This window comes from Pseudomonas sp. E141 (assembly GCF_052659885.1).
On the sequence record NZ_CP084024.1, the window covers coordinates 3,469,886 to 3,489,537 of the forward strand.

Annotated in this window: 17 protein-coding genes; 6 read left to right on the forward strand and 11 right to left on the reverse strand. The window is 60.4% G+C overall.

Annotated features, from left to right (window positions below):
- Positions 1 to 122: 122 nt before the first annotated feature.
- The 3 genes from GKKCFE_RS15405 (at position 123) to GKKCFE_RS15415 (ending at position 2,340) form a co-directional block, all read left to right on the forward strand.
- Positions 123 to 833 carry a histidine phosphatase family protein gene (locus tag GKKCFE_RS15405; protein WP_047227818.1) on the forward strand — a complete coding sequence of 237 codons (711 nt, stop codon included), beginning with the start codon at positions 123 to 125 and terminating at the stop codon, positions 831 to 833.
- 51 nt (positions 834 to 884) lie between these two features.
- Positions 885 to 1,202, forward strand: coding sequence for an SCP2 sterol-binding domain-containing protein (locus tag GKKCFE_RS15410; protein ID WP_445576782.1), 318 nt, complete (start codon positions 885 to 887; stop codon positions 1,200 to 1,202).
- A gap of 274 nt (positions 1,203 to 1,476) precedes the next feature.
- The gene (locus GKKCFE_RS15415; RefSeq protein WP_047227886.1) at positions 1,477 to 2,340 is read left to right on the forward strand and encodes a LysR family transcriptional regulator; all 864 of its coding nucleotides are present in this window, start codon (positions 1,477 to 1,479) and stop codon (positions 2,338 to 2,340) included.
- Positions 2,341 to 2,404: 64 nt separating this feature from the next.
- On the opposite strand, the gene GKKCFE_RS15420 is transcribed toward GKKCFE_RS15415, so the two are convergent.
- The gene (locus GKKCFE_RS15420) at positions 2,405 to 2,641 is read right to left on the reverse strand and encodes a YdcH family protein (RefSeq protein ID WP_047227816.1); all 237 of its coding nucleotides are present in this window, start codon (positions 2,639 to 2,641) and stop codon (positions 2,405 to 2,407) included.
- A gap of 217 nt (positions 2,642 to 2,858) precedes the next feature.
- On the opposite strand from GKKCFE_RS15420, the gene GKKCFE_RS15425 reads away from it, so the two are divergent.
- On the forward strand, positions 2,859 to 3,380 hold the full coding sequence (locus tag GKKCFE_RS15425; RefSeq protein WP_047227815.1) for a DUF4142 domain-containing protein: 522 nt from the start codon (positions 2,859 to 2,861) through the stop codon (positions 3,378 to 3,380).
- 243 nt (positions 3,381 to 3,623) lie between these two features.
- Here GKKCFE_RS15425 and GKKCFE_RS15430 read toward each other — a convergent pair whose 3' ends face one another.
- Positions 3,624 to 4,550 carry a hypothetical protein gene (locus GKKCFE_RS15430; RefSeq protein WP_107322650.1) on the reverse strand — a complete coding sequence of 309 codons (927 nt, stop codon included), beginning with the start codon at positions 4,548 to 4,550 and terminating at the stop codon, positions 3,624 to 3,626.
- A gap of 445 nt (positions 4,551 to 4,995) precedes the next feature.
- Between GKKCFE_RS15430 and srmL the strand changes: the two genes are divergently transcribed.
- Positions 4,996 to 6,156: a PheS-related mystery ligase SrmL gene (gene srmL / locus GKKCFE_RS15435; RefSeq protein WP_173406788.1), complete on the forward strand. Its 1,161-nt coding sequence runs from the start codon at positions 4,996 to 4,998 to the stop codon at positions 6,154 to 6,156.
- Positions 6,157 to 6,227: 71 nt separating this feature from the next.
- Here srmL and GKKCFE_RS15440 read toward each other — a convergent pair whose 3' ends face one another.
- The 7 genes from GKKCFE_RS15440 to GKKCFE_RS15470 form a co-directional block, all read right to left on the reverse strand.
- On the reverse strand, positions 6,228 to 6,509 hold the full coding sequence (locus GKKCFE_RS15440; RefSeq protein ID WP_445576783.1) for a hypothetical protein: 282 nt from the start codon (positions 6,507 to 6,509) through the stop codon (positions 6,228 to 6,230).
- Between the two features lie 95 nt (positions 6,510 to 6,604).
- A complete protein-coding gene (locus GKKCFE_RS15445; RefSeq protein WP_445576784.1) occupies positions 6,605 to 8,716 on the reverse strand; it encodes an ATP-binding protein in 2,112 nt (703 codons plus the stop codon).
- Between the two features lie 159 nt (positions 8,717 to 8,875).
- The gene (locus GKKCFE_RS15450; protein WP_445576785.1) at positions 8,876 to 11,953 is read right to left on the reverse strand and encodes an error-prone DNA polymerase; all 3,078 of its coding nucleotides are present in this window, start codon (positions 11,951 to 11,953) and stop codon (positions 8,876 to 8,878) included.
- A complete protein-coding gene (locus GKKCFE_RS15455) occupies positions 11,950 to 13,371 on the reverse strand; it encodes a Y-family DNA polymerase (RefSeq protein WP_445576786.1) in 1,422 nt (473 codons plus the stop codon). Before GKKCFE_RS15455 ends, GKKCFE_RS15450 begins: the two co-directional genes overlap by 4 nt.
- Positions 13,372 to 13,378: 7 nt before the next feature.
- Positions 13,379 to 14,011, reverse strand: a complete 633-nt coding sequence (imuA, locus tag GKKCFE_RS15460; RefSeq protein ID WP_047227809.1) for a translesion DNA synthesis-associated protein ImuA — start codon at positions 14,009 to 14,011, stop codon at positions 13,379 to 13,381.
- Entirely contained in the window at positions 14,011 to 14,628 is a 618-nt protein-coding gene (gene lexA / locus GKKCFE_RS15465) for a transcriptional repressor LexA (protein ID WP_047227808.1), read from the reverse strand. Before lexA ends, imuA begins: the two co-directional genes overlap by 1 nt.
- A 76-nt stretch (positions 14,629 to 14,704) precedes the next feature.
- On the reverse strand, positions 14,705 to 15,745 hold the full coding sequence (locus GKKCFE_RS15470; RefSeq protein WP_445576787.1) for an AraC family transcriptional regulator: 1,041 nt from the start codon (positions 15,743 to 15,745) through the stop codon (positions 14,705 to 14,707).
- A 206-nt stretch (positions 15,746 to 15,951) separates the two neighbouring features.
- Between GKKCFE_RS15470 and GKKCFE_RS15475 the strand changes: the two genes are divergently transcribed.
- Positions 15,952 to 16,890, forward strand: coding sequence for a SphA family protein (locus tag GKKCFE_RS15475; RefSeq protein WP_445576788.1), 939 nt, complete (start codon positions 15,952 to 15,954; stop codon positions 16,888 to 16,890).
- A gap of 139 nt (positions 16,891 to 17,029) precedes the next feature.
- Here GKKCFE_RS15475 and GKKCFE_RS15480 read toward each other — a convergent pair whose 3' ends face one another.
- Together GKKCFE_RS15480 and GKKCFE_RS15485 are read right to left on the reverse strand one after the other, a co-directional pair.
- Positions 17,030 to 18,238, reverse strand: coding sequence for a DSD1 family PLP-dependent enzyme (locus GKKCFE_RS15480; RefSeq protein ID WP_445578050.1), 1,209 nt, complete (start codon positions 18,236 to 18,238; stop codon positions 17,030 to 17,032).
- A 74-nt stretch (positions 18,239 to 18,312) separates the two neighbouring features.
- Entirely contained in the window at positions 18,313 to 19,611 is a 1,299-nt protein-coding gene (locus GKKCFE_RS15485; protein ID WP_274091027.1) for a D-arabinono-1,4-lactone oxidase, read from the reverse strand.
- Positions 19,612 to 19,652: the final 41 nt, after the last annotated feature.

Sequence of the window (19,652 nt, forward strand, 5' to 3'; positions counted from 1 at the left end):
ACGGGAGCGCAGCTGGACAAGGCTGTAACAGGCATTTCAAACAAGCGTATGTTTTTTCATTGACAGCTCACCGCCATCCTCATAACCTCGCCAGACCTTCAACGTACCGGGATGACGCGGACGTGGGCAGTATCTATCTGATTCGACATGGCCAGGCCTCCTTTGGTGCGGACGACTACGATGTCCTTTCGCCAAACGGTGTACGCCAGGCCCAAGTGCTGGGCAGCCACCTGGCCGAACTGGGTGTCGTGTTCGATCGCTGCCTCTCGGGCGACCTGCGTCGCCAGCAGGATACCGCCACCGGTGCGCTGGGCCAGATGTCCGCCGCCGGGCTGCCGGTTCCCGGGCTGGAGATCGATTCGGCGTTCAATGAGTTCGACGCCGACGCGGTGATCCGCGCCCTGTTGCCGGATATGCTGCCCCAGGAACCCGAAGCCCTGTACATCCTGCGCAATGCCGCACAGAACCGCGCCGAGTTCCAGCGCATCTTCGCGTTGATCATCGAGCGCTGGCTCAGCGGCCAGTACGACCCGCCCGAACTGGAAAGCTGGTTGGGTTTCGTCGAACGCGTGCAGACCGGCCTGCAGCGCATTCTGGAGCAAGCCGACAATTCCCAGAAAATCGCCGTGTTCACTTCCGGCGGGACCATCACCGCCCTGCTCCACCTGATCACCCAGATGCCTGCGCGGCAGGCCTTCGAACTGAACTGGCAAATCGTCAACACCTCGCTCAACCACCTGAAATTCAGGGGCCGCGAGGTGGCCCTGGCTTCCTTCAACAGTCATGCCCACCTGCAACTGCTGAAGGCCCCGGACCTCATCACCTTTCGCTGAGTCCGGATCACTGTAGACCCTTGCTGTATAACCCAAATAAGGATCGAAACCATGACCTCCGTAGCCGACGCCGTACAAGCCATGAAAGCCAAGTTCAACCCTGCCGCCGCTGCCGGCCTGGACCTGGTATTTGGTTTCAACATCACCGACGAAGACAAGCACTACGCCCTGATCGTCAAGGATGGCACCTGTGAGCTGCAAGAAGGCGAAAATGAGAACGCCAACTGCACGCTGATCATGGACAGCGAAACCCTCAAGGGCATCGTCAGCGGCGATACCGACGGCATGCAAGCGTTCATGGGCGGCAAGCTGCGCGTCGAAGGCGACATGATGCTGTCGATGAAGCTGTCCGAATTGTTCCCGGCCTGAGTCTGCTTGCCCTTTCTACGGGCGCCCTGGCTGCAAACGAATCCCGCCTCTGTGGCGGGATTTGTGTTTTTACTTGAGCATTTCCACTGGCCGGTCCATCGCTATCGCGAGCAGGCTCGCTCCCACAGGGGATCTGGAGCGACGCTCAATCCTCATCACCCGGAGCAATTGTGGGAGCGAGCCTGCTCGCGATAGCGCCGGTACATTCAGCAAAGGACCCTGCGGTAGTTCGCAGGTGTCGTACAATCCCCGCTTTCCCCGTATCGGCCTGACCATGGACATCGACCTCGCCCGCACCTTTCTGGAAATCGTCCGCCACGGCAGCCTCGCCGCCGCGGCCGACAAGCTGCACGTCACCCAGACGGCTATCACGGCGCGAGTCCAGAAGCTTGAAAGCCAGCTTGGCTGCGTGCTGTTTGTGCGCAACCGTGCCGGCGCGCGCCTGACTGCCGACGGTGAAACCTTCGTGGTGTATGCCAATCAACTGGTGCAGACCTGGGAAGCGGCCCGCCGGGACCTGCCCTTGCCCGAAGGCTTTCGCAACGTTTTGCACCTCGGTGGCGAGGTCAGCCTGTGCAACCCCCTGATGCTCGCCTGGGCCGAGGAACTGCGCCATAAAATCCCCGGCCATGCCCTGCGCATGGACATCCGCGATGGCGAAAAACTGCTGCAACAACTGGAACTGGGCCTGCTGGATGCCGCCGTGGTGTATCAGCCCGAATACTGGCCGAGGCTGCAAGTGGAACAGTTGCTGGAAGAGAAACTGATCCTGGTGCGCCTGGCGACCCGTCCCGAGCCCTACGTGTACATCGACTGGAGTGCCGACTTCCGTCGTCAGCACGACACTGCGCTGCCGGACAAGGCCAAGGCGGCCGTGACGTTCAACCTCGGCCCCCTGGCCCTGCAGTACATCCTGGAGAACGGCGGCAGCGGCTACTTCCGGACCCGAGTGGTGCAGAGCTATCTGGACAGCGGCATCCTGGAGCGGGTGCCCAAGGCGCCGGAATTCAACTACCCGACTTACCTCGTGTACTCCAGGGATCGGGATTCGGCGGCGTTGCAGCAAGCGTTCGAAGTGCTGCGCCAGATCGTCACGACCGGCAGCGACTGGTCCCAGCGCTGGGACCCGCTGACCTGACGAGTCTGCCGAAAAAAGCCCTCCTGCAAGCAGAGGGCTCCTCACCGACAGCCCGGCCCTAGGACTATCCCTGCAAGTACTGCGCGATCTCGTCCTTGACCTGCAAACGTTTCTCCTTGAGCGTCTTCAGGGCAACATCGGACAGTGCCGCGGAGGACGGTTTCTCGGCGTCGACCACTTCGGCATCTATTTGGGAATACTTGAGAAGTAACGAGTCGAGCCTGGGATTCTCGCTGCGCTTTTGCTGGATGTCGTCTTTTGTGCAGTTGAGATCCTGGCACAAATCGTGGATCACCGGCATGGAACACCTCCTTTGGTAGAACGATGGCTAACGCCTTCTACGGCGCTCGTCGACTATCAGAATGGCCTCGCCGACGGGGTTCTGTCGACCGCCAATCCGACCAGCGGTGACCGTTCGTCGTACCGCACCGCTTTGCAATCAAACCTTTGTCCGCCCGCCGCTCTCCATTGAACAGGACGACACAAGTCCCTTGTACAACCTGTGTGGAGACTTACCTATGGACGGATTCAACCTGCGTCAACTCGGCCTGGCAGTTGCCTTGAGCACCAGTATGGGAATGGCTTGGGCCGCGACTTCCAGCGACTTCGTCGACAACGCGGCGGCCGGTGGTATCGCGGAAATCGAAACCAGCAAACTGGCCCTGGAAAAAAGCAGTTCGGCGGACGTCAAGGAATTCGCCAACATGATGATTTCCGACCACACCAAAGCCAACGAGGAGTTGATCTCGCTGGCGAAAAAACACGATATCGAAGTGCCGGACGAAACCACGCTGGTGAAAAAGGCCAAGGCCAAGATTCTCGATATGCGCGAGGAATCGTTTGATGCGGCCTACGCCAACAACCAGGTGATGGCCCACGAAGAAACCATTGCCCTGTTCAAGAAAGAAGCCGAGACCGTCACTGACGACAAGAAGCCCGGCAACACCGAGCTGAAGGCGTTCGCGCAGAAAATGCTTCCAGACCTGGAAAAACATCTGGAAATGGCCAAGAAACTCCAGGCCGCTCATCCAAGTAAATAGCAGAGAATGTAAAAAAAGCCCGATCATAACGTAGGGTTTAACGAGATCATCAGCCTGACCGAGAAGCCCTGCTGGTTTAATCTGGCAGGGCATTCTTGGTTTCAAACGTGAGGACCTCTCAGCATACCGAAATGCCTCTGAGCAACTTCGAGAAGCGCCCCCTTGATATTTTACTTCACCAAAAAGAGCATTAGTCCTGCCCCAGTGAGGAGTTGCTCTCTTTGCCATACGCCGTTATTAAGGTTATTGAGTTATGGGGCTGACATTGGCCGCTGGGCTAAGAAAATCAATGTGATAACCACTAGAGCCATCTCCGATAGCCAAGTGAACACCGCCGACACCCTCATTCAATTGCGAGTTCATCTTGTAATCTATAAGAGGCGCTATTTCATCGTTGACACCGATGGCGAATTCGGTTAATTCGAGACCTCGAGTTCCTGCGGCCATTTTCAAGACTTCTATATATTCACCATTACCAGTTCGTAGAGACGTTACCTTATTCTCCACGACAGTCAGCAATCCTCCGTTCTCAGAAAGGGTATCAGATAGCTGCTGAAGTTTCATTTTCATATCTTCGGGCAACATCGGATTAGGCTTTCTCAGGACAGTCAGAATTCCAGAAATATTTAGCTCCCCACTAAAAAAAAATGGGCAGGGTTCTTGAGGCTTCATGTGAGCATAATGAACTTCGAAAAATTCGGCGACGGAATGTATGAAATCGCCAGAGACATCCTCGGCAATCAGCGCATAAGGCTCTGCCTTGGGCAATAGAGTAACGCGCCCGCAAGAACCGTTGCCTGTAACTGAAAACAAATCATAAGAATTAAGCATATTTAATACGGCGCGCTGTTTTTTCAGCGCCTTCTTGAAATCGCTATTTAGCAATAAATTCAGACTATAACTTGCACAACTCAGGGAGGGCTCGAAAACTTGTGCAGCACAAAAAACACTTCTCTTTCTGGGTGTGGCTTGCGCAATCTCTAATGTGAGTTTGGCGGCACTGTTGCTGAAGGAGAAAATTATGCTATTGCGAGGTAGAGCTTCGACCTTGGTGATATGCGCAGTTTTTAGCCCTTGATTAGAACACTTGTTAAGAAATTGCTCTGAATCGGCGACAACCCAGAATTCCTCAGCGCCAAAAAGTGTATGGATATTTGTCATGGACGACATAAAGTAGCTCCTTATGAAAAAGGGTGCCTGATCCATGCCACCCTTCTGAATCAAACGATATCAATCACCCATATAGGCCCAAGCCAATGGAGCCCACCCAAAATTTTCTGGACCTGAGGTAATACGATTAAGTTTTTCCTGAATTACTTTCTGCTTCTTCATGATTTCACCTTTACCTTATTTTCCCCCTTGCGGCTCAAGGGGGTGGTCGTATTAGCTCAAATTCATGCTGATTTTTAAATGATTTTTTGATCGCTTTTTAGAACCAATACTTCTACTGAGAATAGCAGACAATAAAAATAGATTATTTATGTAGGAAGCATCTGTAGCTGAGTTCTGAAAACACTAAAATCCGCCTTATTAAGTTGTTTGTTTGGTCTAGTGTTGATAGGTTTTTCCTCCGACTGTTCAAGCCGTAGCAAACACTGATTCAAAGGGGCCAATAATGGGTGTTACCAAGAAATACCTGACTGACGTCGCGCTTCAGCAGGCGTTATCCATTACAGATCTGACTGAGGCGCACTCGCCCGCACATGCAGTCCGCCTGATCATGAACGAAATAATTGAAGGGCTGGTCAGTGCTGGGTGGCCGCAGGCTCTAATACAGACCGGCCCACGAATCGTATCCGCCGAAGAGAACTACGGACTGCTCGGTTATGACCCGGCAGAAATCACTCTAGGCAGCGAACACACCCGGTGGATAGACGAACATTCACTGTTGCGTACACAAACCACTAGCCAGATTCCAATTGTGCTGCAACGTTCGGCTCAGGAACGCAAGCCTGGAGAGGTCATTTTGCTGGCCGCTCCGGGCATCACGTTCCGCCGCGACAGTCGTGATCGTTGGCACTGCGCCGAGCCACATCAGATGGACATATGGGTGCTGGGTGAACCCGAGCTCTCGGCGCGCGGACACCTTTTGCGCTTGGTCGGCGATATCCTTGGGGTCGCCGTCCCCGATAAACCTTGGGTTTACAGCGACAGTCCGCATCATTACACCGAAGGTGGCATTGAGGTGAATGTGATAAACGATGGTTCTGCTGTCGAAGTGCTGGAGTGTGGGCTTATTGCCACTTCGTTATTGCAACGGCTGGGAATCGATGCGCAGCGTCATGGCGGTCTGGCGTTGGGGATGGGGCTGGACCGGTTGACTATGCTACGAAAGGGAATCCCGGATATTCGCCTGTTGCGTGACCCTAATGAGCGAGTTCAGGCCCAGATGCAAGACTTACGTCCTTGGAGTACGGTTTCGCGTTTGCCTTCAATTACTCGGGACATTTCAGTGGCCGTGACTCCGGGTTTGAGTGAGGAAGTACTGACTGAGAAAATGCTCCAGGCGGCTGGCGACTGCTCTGGTTGGATTGAGGAGATGCAAGTCAAAGGTCGTTGGACTTCGTCTGAATTACCACCACAAGCCATCGAGCGACTCGGGCTGTTACCCGGCCAGGAAAATGCTCTGTTGCGCGTCGTATTGCGGGATTGCTCGCGGTCAATCACGACTGCCGAGGCCAATGCATTGTATGAAAAAATCCAGTCGGCATTACATGAAGGCAAGCCGGGGGCTGGGTATCGGATGGACCTGTCGCCTCACTCATCCACTCAATAGATGCGCCAGCCACCCAACGGCGTCGTGAAATCCGAAAGCCCAGCTTCAAGAAAAGAAGCAGGGCTCATTGGCTAACCGCCATCCGTATCGATATCGGCGTCAGTGCTCTCACCGGATTCCGGGCGGTCCGGGTCAGGCTTGAAGCCAGGGCTGAAGGTGTTGTCGTTGTCCTGGTGGTGATGTTTTTGATCGACTTCGCTGTCGGCGCTTTGGGCCTTGCCTGCCCCAGCCGGGCTGACTGGCTGGGTGCCAGCGGGCTCAGGGGAAACCTGAGGATCGATCGCCGGATCATTGCGCGGTGACGGGGCCTGCGTCTGGCCTTGTTGCTGGGTGTTTGCAGGATCTTGGTTCATAGGCACCTCATTCATGACAGGCCGGATTGATGACCGGTCATGGTCATTTGAAGGTGGCATGGCGGCTTCGGTTCCATTTGTTTAGCGCGCCGCGATCAACTGCCCAACACAGTCCTCACCATGGTGATCAAGGCATCCGGGCCGTAAGGTTTGCTCAGCAGATGGGTATCGGGGCTCAATTGGTGGTTGCGGGAAATGATGTCCCGAGTGTGGCCCGAGGTGAACAGTATGGGCATAGGCGGAGTCTGTACCCTGGCCCAGGCCGCCAGGTCAGAGCTCTTGATCAGGCCAGGCATGACCACATCGGTAAAAATCAGATCCACCGAGGCACCTTCGAGCAAAAGCGCCATGGCCGCATCAGCGTTGGCGGCCGTGAGGGTTCGATAACCGGACTGTTCCAGCAGCTCCACCGACGCGCTGCGCACCTCTTCGTTATCCTCCACCACCAGAATCGTCTCTTGCCCACCGGCCAGAAGCGGGCCGTGGGGCGCCTCTTCACCTGTTTCAGGTTGCCGACTGCGGGGGAAATACATCTGCGCTCGCGTGCCCTCTCCCACGTCACTGGTAATCTCGATATGCCCGCCACTTTGCTTGACGAACCCGAACACCATGCTCAACCCAAGCCCGGTGCCCTGGCCGTCAGTCTTGGTGGTGAAAAACGGCTCGAACACATGGTCCAGGACATCGGGTGGCATGCCCGCGCCGCGGTCGATCACCGACAGGCGCACATAGTCACCGGCCGGAATGTCTTTACCGGCGCAGGACGATTCGTCGAGCACGATGTTTTCGCCGATCAGGCCGATGGTGCCCTCACCACACATGGCATCGCGGGCATTGATCGCCAGGTTCAGCAAAGCGTTTTCAAGCTGATTGCGATCGACGTGGATGCACCAGGGCTCGGCGGGCAAGGTCACTTCGATCTGGATGGTTTCGCCCAAGGCCCGCTGCAACAATTCGCCCAGACCGTCGAAGATTCGTCGTGGGTTGTAGACCGCCGGTGACAACGGTTGGCGGCGGGCAAACGCCAACAATTGCGAGGACAGTTTGGCACCCCGCTCCACCGCTTCGATGGAGGCACTGACCCGCCGCTGCACATTGGCGTTTTGCGGTTCGTGGCGAGCCAACAGGTGCAGGTTGCCGGCGATCACCTGCAGCAAGTTGTTGAAGTCGTGAGCCACACCGCCGGTGAGTCCGCCAATGGCTTCGAGTTTCTGCGACTGGCGCAACTGCTCTTCAGCCGTCAACCGCGCATGCACTTCCTCGGCGACACGCTGCTCCAGATCACGGGTGAACTTGAGCAGTGAGGCTTCAGCCTCCTTGCGTTCGTTGATATCAATCAGCACACCGGGGAAACGCAACGGCCGGCCCAACGTATCGAATTCACATCGGCCGCTGGCCAGCACCCACAGGTAATCACCGCCGAGTCGACGCACCCGATACTCAGCGTTGTAGGGGGTTCCGGTGCGCAAGGTCAGTTCGACCCGCCGGTTCACCTCCTCCAGGTCATCGGGGTGGATGTTCTGGCGGGCAATCTCGACAGGCAGTGCATCCAGCGGCGTGTCTGGCGGGTAATTGAACGTGCGGGAAAAACGCTCATCGCCGGAAAGTGTGTCGTTCTGGATGTCCCAGACAAACGACCCCAGCAGTGGCCCGGCCGAGAGGGCCAACTGAATGCGCTCGTTGACGGCGCGGTAGCTGCGTTCGGCCTCCTGGCGGGCACGCTCGGTCAGCACAAGCTCGGTGGTTTCCACGACGATCGCCAAAACGCCGCCCGGAGACTGATCATCGTCGGGCACCGGGCTGTAATAAAGGTCCATCCAGACATCTTCGGGCTTGCCATTGCGTAGCAGTACCAGCTCTTTGCTGCGATAGGACAAGGTGCCACCAGCCAGGCAGACATCCAGTACGTGCCGATTGAATTCGGCCACCTCCGGCCAGCCCAACTCTACCGCGCAGCCCAGCAGGTACGGATGGCGCCCGCCGGCGAACTCGGCATAAGCATCGTTGTAGATCATGAAGCCCTGACGGCCCCACAACATGACCATCGGCAAAGGCGACGCCAGCAGCACCTGGACTGCGCTGCGCAGACTGGCGGACCAGTGCTCGATGGCGCCCAGTTCGGTCTGGCTCCAATCGAACGACCGGATACGCCCGGCCATTTCACCGCCCCAACCGGGGCATCCATGATTCTGGGATAAGAACTGCATGAGTCGATTCTGAACCTCGAAAATGCCAGCAGGGAATCGGCATACCACAAGTCCCTTGTGCTCAGAGCTTCGAGCGCTGCGCTGGCGTTTGGTTTCATGGGCAGGTCATGATGCAAACCTGTCCAGACTGGGAACATGCTTGCTGGGTGGCAGCTGGGTTCAGCGGAAATCGCGGCTATGCACCTGGATACCCGCCAGCAACTCGGTCAGGTCGCTCAGGCGGCCGGCGATCAGGTGACGAACCTCACCGACACTTTCCCAACGCCCGTCGACCCTGAGCAATTGCGAACCCACCAACGCTTTGCGTTGGCGCTCGGCCAGATCGCGCCAGACCACCACGTTGAGGTTGCCAAACTCATCTTCCAGAGTGACGAACGTCACGCCGCTGGCCGTGCCTGGCCGTTGGCGGCCGGTGACCAGCCCGGCGACGCTGACGTTGCGGCCATGCTCCACATCCTGCAGTTCCCGCGAGCTGCGACAGCGCCGGGCGCGCAGTTCGGGGCGCAGCAAAGCCAGTGGATGGGGGCCCAGTGTCGTACCGACGCTGGCGTAATCGGCGAACAGATTCTCCCCCACCGTAGGTTTTGGCAGGTCCACGGGCGGTTCTTCCTGGCTGGGCAAACCGGCGAACAAGCCCAGTTGTTTCTGTACCCCGGCCACCTCCCAGCGAGCGCGATGACGATCACCGGCCAAGCCCCGCAAGGCACCGGCGTCGGCCAGTTGCGCCTGGGCCCGGGCATCGAGTTGCGCGCGCTCGCCAAGGTCGGCCACGTCACTGAAGGGCCGATGCCGGCGGGCCGCTTCGATGCGATGGGCATCCTCTTGGCGAAAGCCCTTGATCATGCGCAACCCCAGGCGAAGCGCCGGTTGTCGGCCTTCCATGGGTTCGAGGCTGCAATCCCAGTCACTGGCGCGCACGTCCACCGGGCGGATCTGCAACTGATGCCGGCGGGCATCCTGCAGAATCTGATCCGGGCTGTAGAACCCCATGGGCCAGCTGTTGATCAGGGCACAGGCGAACGCCGCCGGTTCATGGCATTTGAGCCAACTGCTGGCGTAGGTCAGCAAGGCGAAGCTGGCGGCATGGGACTCTGGAAAACCGTAATTGCCGAACCCCTTGATCTGTTCAAATATCTGCGCGGCGAATTCGGCGGTGTAGCCGTTTTTCGCCATCCCCGCCGCCAGGCGTTCCCGATGCGGTTCCAGGCCGCCGTGGCGTTTCCAGGCCGCCATGGAACGACGCAACTGGTCAGCTTCGCCGGGGCTGTAATCCGCCGCAACGATGGCGATCTGCATGACCTGCTCCTGAAACAGGGGCACGCCCAAGGTGCGCTTGAGCACTTCTTCCAACGCTTTGGAGGGGTAAGTCACCGCCTCTTCCTTGTTTTTACGCCGCAGATACGGGTGCACCATCCCGCCCTGGATCGGCCCCGGTCGCACGATGGCCACTTCGATAACCAGATCATAAAAGGACTCGGGTTTGAGCCGAGGCAGCATCGCCATCTGCGCGCGCGACTCGATCTGGAACACACCAATGGTGTCGGCGCGGGTGATCATCTCGTAAGTGGCCGCGTCGTCCTTGGGCAACGTCGCCAAGGTGTAGTGCTGGCCGCGGTACTGCGCGATCAGATCAAAACAGCGACGAATTGCACTGAGCATGCCCAAGGCCAGGATATCCACCTTGAGCAACCCGACCGCGTCCAGGTCGTCCTTGTCCCACTGGATGATGGTGCGCTCGGCCATAGCGGCGTTCTCCACCGGCACCAGAGTGTCCAGAGGCTGTTCGGAGATCACGAAGCCGCCAGGGTGCTGGGACAGATGCCGGGGAAAACCGATCAGTTGTTGGGTCAGGCTCAGGACCCGGCGCAACACCGGGCTGTCCGGGTCGAAGCCACCTTCGCGCAGGCGATCCACCGGCGGCGCCTCGTCACTCCAGCGCCCACAACAGTCGGCCAGCGCGTTGACCTGATCCGGCGGCAAGCCCAAGGCCTTGGCGACGTCCCGCACCGCGCCGGCACCGTGGTAGCTGCTGACCACCGCCGTCAATGCCGCACGATGGCGACCGTAGCGCTGGAACACGTACTGCAGCACTTCTTCACGACGCTCGTGTTCAAAATCGACGTCGATGTCCGGCGGCTCGTTGCGCTCCCGGGACAGGAATCGCTCGAACAGCATGCTGGTCTGGCTCGGGTCGATTTCGGTGATCCCCAAGGCGTAGCACACCGCCGAGTTGGCCGCCGAGCCACGCCCCTGACAAAGAATATTGCGGCTGCGGGCGAAGCTGACGATGTCCTGCACGGTGAGGAAATAGCTGTCGTAGCCCAGATCGGCGATCAGAGTCAGTTCTTTATCGATTTGTACCCGTACTTTGTCTTCCACACCCTTGGCCCATCGCTCGCGCATACCGCGTTCGGTCAATTCCCGCAGCCAGGACGCTGGATCATGCCCCTCAGGCACCAGTTCACGGGGGTATTGATAACGCAGTTGGCCAAGGTCGAACGTACAGCGCCGGGCGATGTTCAACGTTTCGTCGAGCAAGGCGCGCGGGTAGATTTCGGCCAGGGCCGGGAGACTGCGCAGGTGGCGCTCACCGTTGGGGTGCAAGCGCTGGCCGGCCTCGGCCACCGTGACGTGGTGCCGGATGGCGGTCATGGTGTCCTGCAGGGCGCGCCGGCCGCGCACATGCATGTGCACGTCTCCCGTGGCCACGGCCGGAAGGTCCAAACGCTCGGCCAGCGCTAGCAAGTCCGCCAGCCGACGCCGGTCGTCCTGCCCGCAATGCAACTGGACCGACAGCCACAAGCGCTCGGCAAATATCTTCCGCAACCAGCGCCCCTGCTCTTCGGAATCGTTGTCACCGGGCACCCACAACGCCAGCAACCCCGGCAAGGGCTCGTCGAAGTCTTCTCGCACGATGCGATAGCGACCTTTCTCGCTGCGGCGGCGGGCGCGGGTGATCAGCCGGCACAAGGCTTGATAGCCTTGCAGATTTTCCACCAGCAGCACCAGTTTCGGACCGTTCTCGATCTGGATCTCACTGCCGATGATCAAGTGCAGGTCCAGCTCCCGGGCAGCCTGCCAGGCCCGGACAATCCCGGCCAGGGTGCACTCATCGGTGATTGCCAGGGCCTTGTAACCTTGTTGTTGCGCACGACGGCACAGCTCCAGGGCGCTGGAGGCACCGCGCTGGAAACTGAAGTTCGACAGGCAATGCAGCTCGACATATTCGATGTTCATGCGAACCAGCCCTGCAGCCACAGCGGGCCACCCTCGCCCACCGGTCGATAGGCCCAGCCCCGTTGGCCCGCGCGGGTTTCGATCAGATAGTAATCACGGCGCACGTCGGCGCCGTCCCACCAGCCGGACTCGATGCGCTCCGGGCCCATGAGGATTCGCGCCTGGCTCTCCTGCAAGGCCTGGGGTTCGTCCAGCAGCCAGCCGGGACGCCGGACGCCCTCGCGCACCGGACATGCCTGGGGCTGGCGCTGAGAGGTCATCTGCCAGGCACATTCAGGCCGATGGTCATCGCGAAACCCCAGGCCCTGCACTGCGTCGTCCCCCAGCCGGGCCCGCAGCCGCTCGCGCAATTGCTCCCAAGGCAAGGACTGCTGGGGGCGCTCGTCGAACAGCTCCAGGCGTTGGGGCACGAAACTGGGCAGGTCTTCAGCACACAAGCGAAAGCCACGTACCGGTGCCTCGACCTGCACCTGTTCCAGCCGACCACGAGCCAGTTCGAAAAGCATCGCAGGATCCCGCTCGGCGCTGAGCAAGCCGACCTTGATCAGCGTGTCCGGCAACCCGGCGTGTTCCAGGCGCAGGTCAAAGCGTTGCACGCCGCTGTCGCGACCGCACAGGAAAGCCGAGAGATCACCGGTCAACCGGCGCAACGGAAACAACAACGCCTGGTGGGATTGCACGTCGTAATTGAGCTCGATGCGCACATCGAAACGGTCCGGCGGCAGGTAAAACGACAGCGCCAGGGTGCGGCTGCCCGTCAGCGCGTCAAGATGCTTGAGCACCTGGGCCTCAAAACGCCGCGCCAGGGTGTGTCGGGGCAAGGCCTGGACCTGGCTCAACTGGCGCAGCCCCATGCGTGACAGTGCCGTGGCGACGTCGGGTTCCAGGCCGATACGCTCCACCGGCATCTGCCCCAGGCAGGCTTGCAGGGTTTCAATATCGGGCACCACCAGGGCGTCGTAGGCATTGGCCAACACCCGCGCCGCCACCGGGTTGGGGGCGGCGACAATGCGATGCCGGAATCCCAGTTGCGTCAGCTCGGCCCGCAGGCGCTTCTCGAACACCGGCCAGGGGCCGAACAGGCCCAGGCTCGACTCGATCTCGAACACCACCGTGCGCGGGTAATGCACGCTGACCTGGGAGCTGAAACGGTAGGCCCAGGCCGCCAGGAACTGTTGCCAGTGTTCGATCTGCGCCGCATCGTATTCGGCCGTGGCGAAGCCTTTGCTCAGGGCCTGGGCGGCCGTCATGGTCTGGCCGGGGCGCAAACCCAGGGCCCGTGCCGGGTCATTGACCGCTTGCAGGACCCGGCGCTGGGCCGGACCGGTCAACAGCGCCAAGGGCTCGTCGGGATCGGGCCGCTGACGCAGCGCGGCGTCCAGCGCCAGTTGCGGGAAGAGTATGCAGACCCAGCGCATCGCAACCTCAATGCTCGGTCGGTGTGCTGAGCGTGGCGAAGGCAATGGGCGTGGAACGGGCCAGTCCGCCCCGGCACTTGAGCACCCGCAATTGCCCTGGCCGGCCATCGATGGCGATGCGCAGGGCCGCCGGCGAGGGGTTGATGGCTTCCTGAATCGAGCGCCAGGCGAACGCCAGGGTCTGGCCGGTTTCCGCCGCCACTTGCAAGCGGCGCAGGGCGCGATCATCAGCCTGGCGGGGCCAGCACAGCACCGCGCCACAACTGCCCGAACGCAGGCATTGTTCGGCGGCCCACAAGGCATCGCGCTCATCGGCCCGGATCACTGACAACTGGCGCAGGTCCACCCCAGCGTTCTGCCAGGCCTGCGGATAGGGCACGAATGGCGGCGCCACCAGCACGATCCGCTCCCCCGCCGCCGTCAGTCGCGCCAAGGTTGGCCAGACCAGTTGCAACTCGCCCACGCCCGGCGCGGCGACCAGCAGTTCCGTCAGCGCCGCTTCCGGCCAGCCACCGCTGGGCAACGCCGCGTCCAGGGCCGCATGACCGGTGGGCTGCGGGCTGGCAGCCGGGGGCGCGGGCCGGCCCTTCCAGACCTGGCCACCGTTGAACAGCGTGTCCAGCGCAACGACAGCGCCCATCAGCCTTGCCTCAGCAAGCCACAGAACACGCCTTCGATGGCCAGGTCCTGGTCGGCTTCGACAATGATCGGCTGGTAGGCCGGGTTGCGCGGCAGCAAACGTATCCGCTCGCCGATTCGCTCGAAGCGCTTGATGGTGACTTCACCGTCCAGGCGCGCCACGACGATCTGACCGTTGGAGGCCTGGGGCGTACGCTGCACGCCCACCAGGTCGCCGTCGAGAATGCCATCCTCGATCATCGAGTCCCCCTGGACCCGTAGCAGGTAATCCGGCGCCTTGGTGAACATCGCCGGGTCGAGCATCAGGCGACTGTGGACCTCGGCATCCGCACCGATCGGCAGGCCGGCGGCCACCCGCCCCAGCACCGGTACGTCCAGCAGCTCGGGACGCGGCGGCTGGTTCAGCAAGCGAATACCCCGGGCCTGGTGCGGATTGACTTCGATGAAACCGGCTTCGGTCAACGCCAGCACATGCTTGCGCGCCACGCTGCGGGAGGCGAAACCGAACGCCTCGCTGATTTCAGCGAGGCTGGGGGGCTGCCCCTGCTCGGCGATGCGTTCGCGGATGAAGGTCAGGATGGCGGTACGGCGGGGGGTGAGAGTCGTCATGGAGTACATTTGTACTCTTGTCGGTTTTTTCTGACAAGCACCGCCAGTCAGTCAACCACAGGGAGCCGACCATTGACCGTCCCGGCTAAGCCGGTGTCGACCCCTCGGTCCGAAACGCGCTCGGGCTCATCCCGGTCCAGCGCCGGAACGCCCGGCGGAAACTGCGCACATCGCTGTAGCCGACCTCTTCGGTGATGCGCTCGATGGACCAGTCGGGGTTGGCCAGCAGGTTCAGGGTCCGGCCACGACGCACCTGTTCCAGCAAGGCTTCGAAGGTCAGGTTGTGCTCGGTCAAGCGTCGGCGCAGGGTGCGGCTGCTCATGTTGAGGTCGCTGGCGATTTTCTCGATGTGGCTGCCACGGGTCAGGTCCCGGGCAATCGCCCGCTCCACCGCCTGGATCAGATCGATCTTGCGATGGACCTCAGTGGCCTCCTGTTCCAGCAAGGCCAGGGCCTGACGCAAGGCCAGCGGATGATGGTTGGGCAGGCGTACGCCGAGCCAGCAGGCATCGATCAGCATGCGATTGTGACGACAACCGAAACGCACATCCGGCCCCAGGACCCGATGGTATTCCTGGGCATAAGACGGCGCAGCGTGCATGAACTCCACGGCCTGGGGCCTGAAGTCAGGACCTGCCAACGCCCTGCCGTACACCATCAGGCTGGCGAAAAACTCTTCGACCGCAAAAACCTGGACCTCGGCAAAAGGCAGGCGGCAAGTCGCCTCGACCATGATCCGGTCACTGGCCTCTTCAACACTCGATACTGCGATACCGCCGGTGGTGTGTTGATACCGAATCCCCAGGGCAAAGACATCGCGCAGGGTTTCGCACAGCGACAACACGTGGCCCAGCAGGCCCAGGGTACCCAATACATTGCGATCGCCAACCCACAAGCCCAGGCCCCGATCAGGCAACAGCTTGAGCGCCCGCTGGATCATGACCACGGCCTGGCGATAGGAAATCCGCTGGGCAGGATCCTGCAGATCGTCGAGCCCGAAACCAAGGCCGCGACACAGGCTGGCGGCATCGAAACCCTGGTCTGCCACCACGTCGGCCAAGGTTTGCAAAAGAAACGGCGACACCAGCGCCAGTTCATAGGTCGGGTCGATGACTTTCATCTGCATGGGCGGGTTCCGGGGTACGTTAGGCGGCGTTTTTGTAACCGGTTGTTTCATAAACGTTAGCATGACCCAGCGTATAGAGGGGCACAAAAATCTGGCCGCCCATGTCCCCTGTGTGGCCGCCAATACCCTGCCCTACCGGCGGCGAACGGCTTATTTGTATGGCTCGGACCTTTGGTGCATTTCCAACAATAATAATGAGCCCCCGCATGAACCCGACCCGCACGACATTCGCCTTGCAACTGACCCTCGGCCTGGCCTGTGCCCTGCCGGCCCTGGCCACCGAAACCGGAGTCGATAACATCGGCACCGGCACCGACGGTTTCTTCGTGTTGCCGCTGGACGTCGGCAACCTTCCCGACCACATGTTTGCGTTCAACCTCTACTACAACCATTACAAGGCCAGGAAATTCAACATCAGTTCGTTGGGCGGCGAAGTCCCGGATGTCGAAATCGAATCCACGGCGGTGGTCCCCCGGATCGATTACCTGAGCCCTTTGCGGGTGGCCGGTGGACGCCTGGGTATCTACGTTGGCCAGCCCTGGATCAAACAGGAAATCTCGGTGTTCGGCCTGCAGGACACTCGCGAAGGCATGGGCGACACCACCATTTCGCCCATCGTGCTGTGGGACATGGGCAAAAACCTGACCCTGGCCGCCGCACTGGAAATCACCGTGCCGACCGGCGAATACAGCACCGACCGCCTGGCCAACACCAGCACCAATTTCTACACCTACAAGCCGCTGTTTTCCTTCACCTGGTTGCCCACGGAAAACACCGAGGTGTCGATGAAAAGCACTTACAGTTTCAATCGCGAGAACAAGGACACCGACTACCGCTCAGGGCAGATTTTCCACTTCGATTATTCCGCCAGTTACCGGCTGACGGACAACGTGATGCTGGGGCTCAACGGTTACTACCTCAAGCAGACCACCGACGACAAACAATACGGCCGCACCGTGCAGTTCGCCGGTCAGGACGTGGATGACGGCGTGCGCGGCCAGGTGTTCGCCATCGGTCCGGCGCTGCACCTGACCTTTCTCAAATACGCCAGCGCCGAGATCCGCTGGGCCAAGGAGTTCAACGTAGAGAACCGCCCCGAAGGCGAAATGCTCTGGGCCAAGATCAGTATTCCGTTTGCGTTGTGAACGCTCTATTCGGTTCCGGCAGGCTCACCAGCAATCCCTTGTGGGAGCGAGCCTGCTCGCGATAGCGGTGGATCGGCCTACATTGATGCTGAATGTACCGCCGTCATCGCGAGCAGGCTCGCTCCCACAGGATCCGTCGTCAGTTATAGACCGGCCACATCTCGACTATCCGCCCTCCGCGCACGGCCAGCAGATCACCGAACTGCAACAGCACCGACTCGCTCTGGGTCGGTCGTAGGAACACCTGGTCCTCCACCGCCAGCCCCACCGTTTCAGAACCATTGACCATTTCCTGATTGGAGCTGCGACCGTAGAGGTCGTTGTGCTTCAAGCCTGAGGGTGATTCGAGATTGGCCATCCAGTTGCCGCCGTAGATGAAAAAAGTCCCGCGCTGGTTCACGTCCCACCAGGAAAAAATCCGCGACTTGTCGTCCAGCGCGGGGATGTTGACCGGGCCGGTGCGCTTCAAGACAGGCGTGGCGATGTAGGCCGCCGGAACGTGCTCGCTCAACGATGGCAGGTCGTAGTGGCTGGGTTTGAGCATGGCCGTGCCCACCGAGACTTCACTGCTCAGTTTCTCCCGTTCGTGCAAGCGATAGCTGGGGCTGCCGGCGGTGTTGAGGGTCAGGCCAGGATGCCAGAGGTCGGGGTAGCGCAGACGCACGAAATCCACCCGTGCGGTGTAGATCGCCATGACCCGCGCCAGCAGCTCCTGATGGGTTGCCAGCAGCTCGGGCACGCCCATGCCCACGAACGGGTCGTAGCCCATGAACCCGGCAAATTCCAAGTGCGTCGGGTTCGCCCGGATCAGCTTGAGCATCGCCTCCAGCGTGGCATCGTCGGCTACTCCGCCCCGGTGCAGGCCTACATCCAGTTCGATATTGATCCGCAAGCGAGTACCAAGCCCCTGGGCCAGGGCCCGGTATTGCTCAAGCCGTTCAGGTGTGTCCAGCAGCCACTGCAACTGGCGTGACGGATCGAAGGGTCCTTTGTGAAGCTCATAGAACAACGCGGCGCTGCGCACTGGGAGAGGTTTGCCCAGCAAAATATCAGCCGTGGGAAACTGCAACGCATCGTGGTTGAGAAACGGTTGGTGGAACGACATCAACCGTCGAGTCTCGGCTCGCTGGCCAATGTAGTTCAACAGCCCCGGCGATGGCAGGGACTTCTCCACCAAGCGCAGCTGTTTGCCGGCGCGCCGGACCGAGGCCATTACCACGTCGATGTTGTGATCGAGTCGGTCCAGGTCAATCAGCATCACCGGTCGCATGGGACCGTGGGCCTTGAGTTCCCGGTTCAACTGGCGGAAATAATCGCTGTACGGCCCGCCCTGGTCCCGCGGTCGCAGCCAGGCACCGACGCCGGCCAGCAACAGTCCGGCGCCCACCGTCCCAGCCAGGAACCCTCGACGATTGAAACCCATCAGCTCGCTCCCAGAATTGTTGAAAGATGCCCGTTGAGGAATTTTCCGCCAGGGTCCAGGGCCTGGCGCACCTGGGCAAACTCATTCCAGCGTGGGTAGAGCGCCTGGAGCGTCCTGGCGTTCAAGGAATGCAGTTTTCCCCAATGCGGGCGCCCCTGGTATTTCCAGAAGACCGGCTCGATGGCGGCGAAGAAATTGTGATGGTCCATCTGGTAATGCTGGTGCACGGAGATCGAACAACTGTCGCGGCCTTCGAACATGCTCAGGGCGATGTCGTCGGCCTTCACGTAGCGGTATTCGATGGGAAACCAGGTGCGCAGGTCTTTGTCGCGGATCAGTTTGAGGATTTCCCGCAGGCACGCCGGACCGTGTTCAGCTGGCACCGAATATTCCATCTCGTTGAAGCGCACGGTGCGCGCATTGGCGTAGATGTCGTGGGAATCGCCAACCCGATCCTCGAAGTCGGCCACCAGTCGCAGGCTGTTGAGCAACGTGCGCCGGATCGTCGGAAAGTCGCTGCCATACTTGTCGAGCTTTTCGATCAGGGTGACGAATTCGTTGCCACCCTCCTCCTCGGGGCTCACCGGTGCAGTGGCCGGATCGGTGGTTTCGTTCAAGGCAATCGACAACGCATAGTCGGAATGGGTGACCACCTGCATTTCCCAATGCTGGTTGTCCCGAGTGTTGGTGTCCAGGTCCTCGAGCAACTCTTCGGTTTTCGCCACCCACTGGCGCTCGCGCAGCCGATAAGCAGGACGGTTCTGCAAACGCACACGGGTCACCAGCCCCAGCGCACCCAGTGACACCCGCCCGGCCTTGAACACTTCGGGATGGCGGTTGGCATCGCAATCAAGCACCTCGCCGCCGGCCGTCACCAGTTGCAGCCCGACCACCTGCGCCGAATACGAACCGAATGCCTTGCCGGTGCCGTGGGTCGAGGTGGCGATGGCCCCGGCCAGGGTCTGGTAATCCACGTCGGCCATGTTCGGTAGCGCCTGACCAATGGCCTTGAGCGCCGGGCCCATGCGCGACATGGGCGTGCCGCCACCGAACTCGGCCTGCAGGCTGACGGCATCGTGATCCAGCAGACCGCTGAAAAAACTCAGCGACAGCAAAGTCCCGTCCGTGGGCACCAGGGCGCTGAAGGAATGGCCTGAACCCACCGGACGAATCCGCCCTTCGGCGCGGGCCACGATTTGCACCAGTTCATCCAGATTCTTGGGAGCCAGACGCGCTGCCGGCAGGCAACTTTGCGCACCGGACCAATTGCGCCACGGAATCAGTCGCGGGGCGCGCATCAACTCGGCCAGGGCGCCCTGGCTGCCCAGCGCCGTGAGGG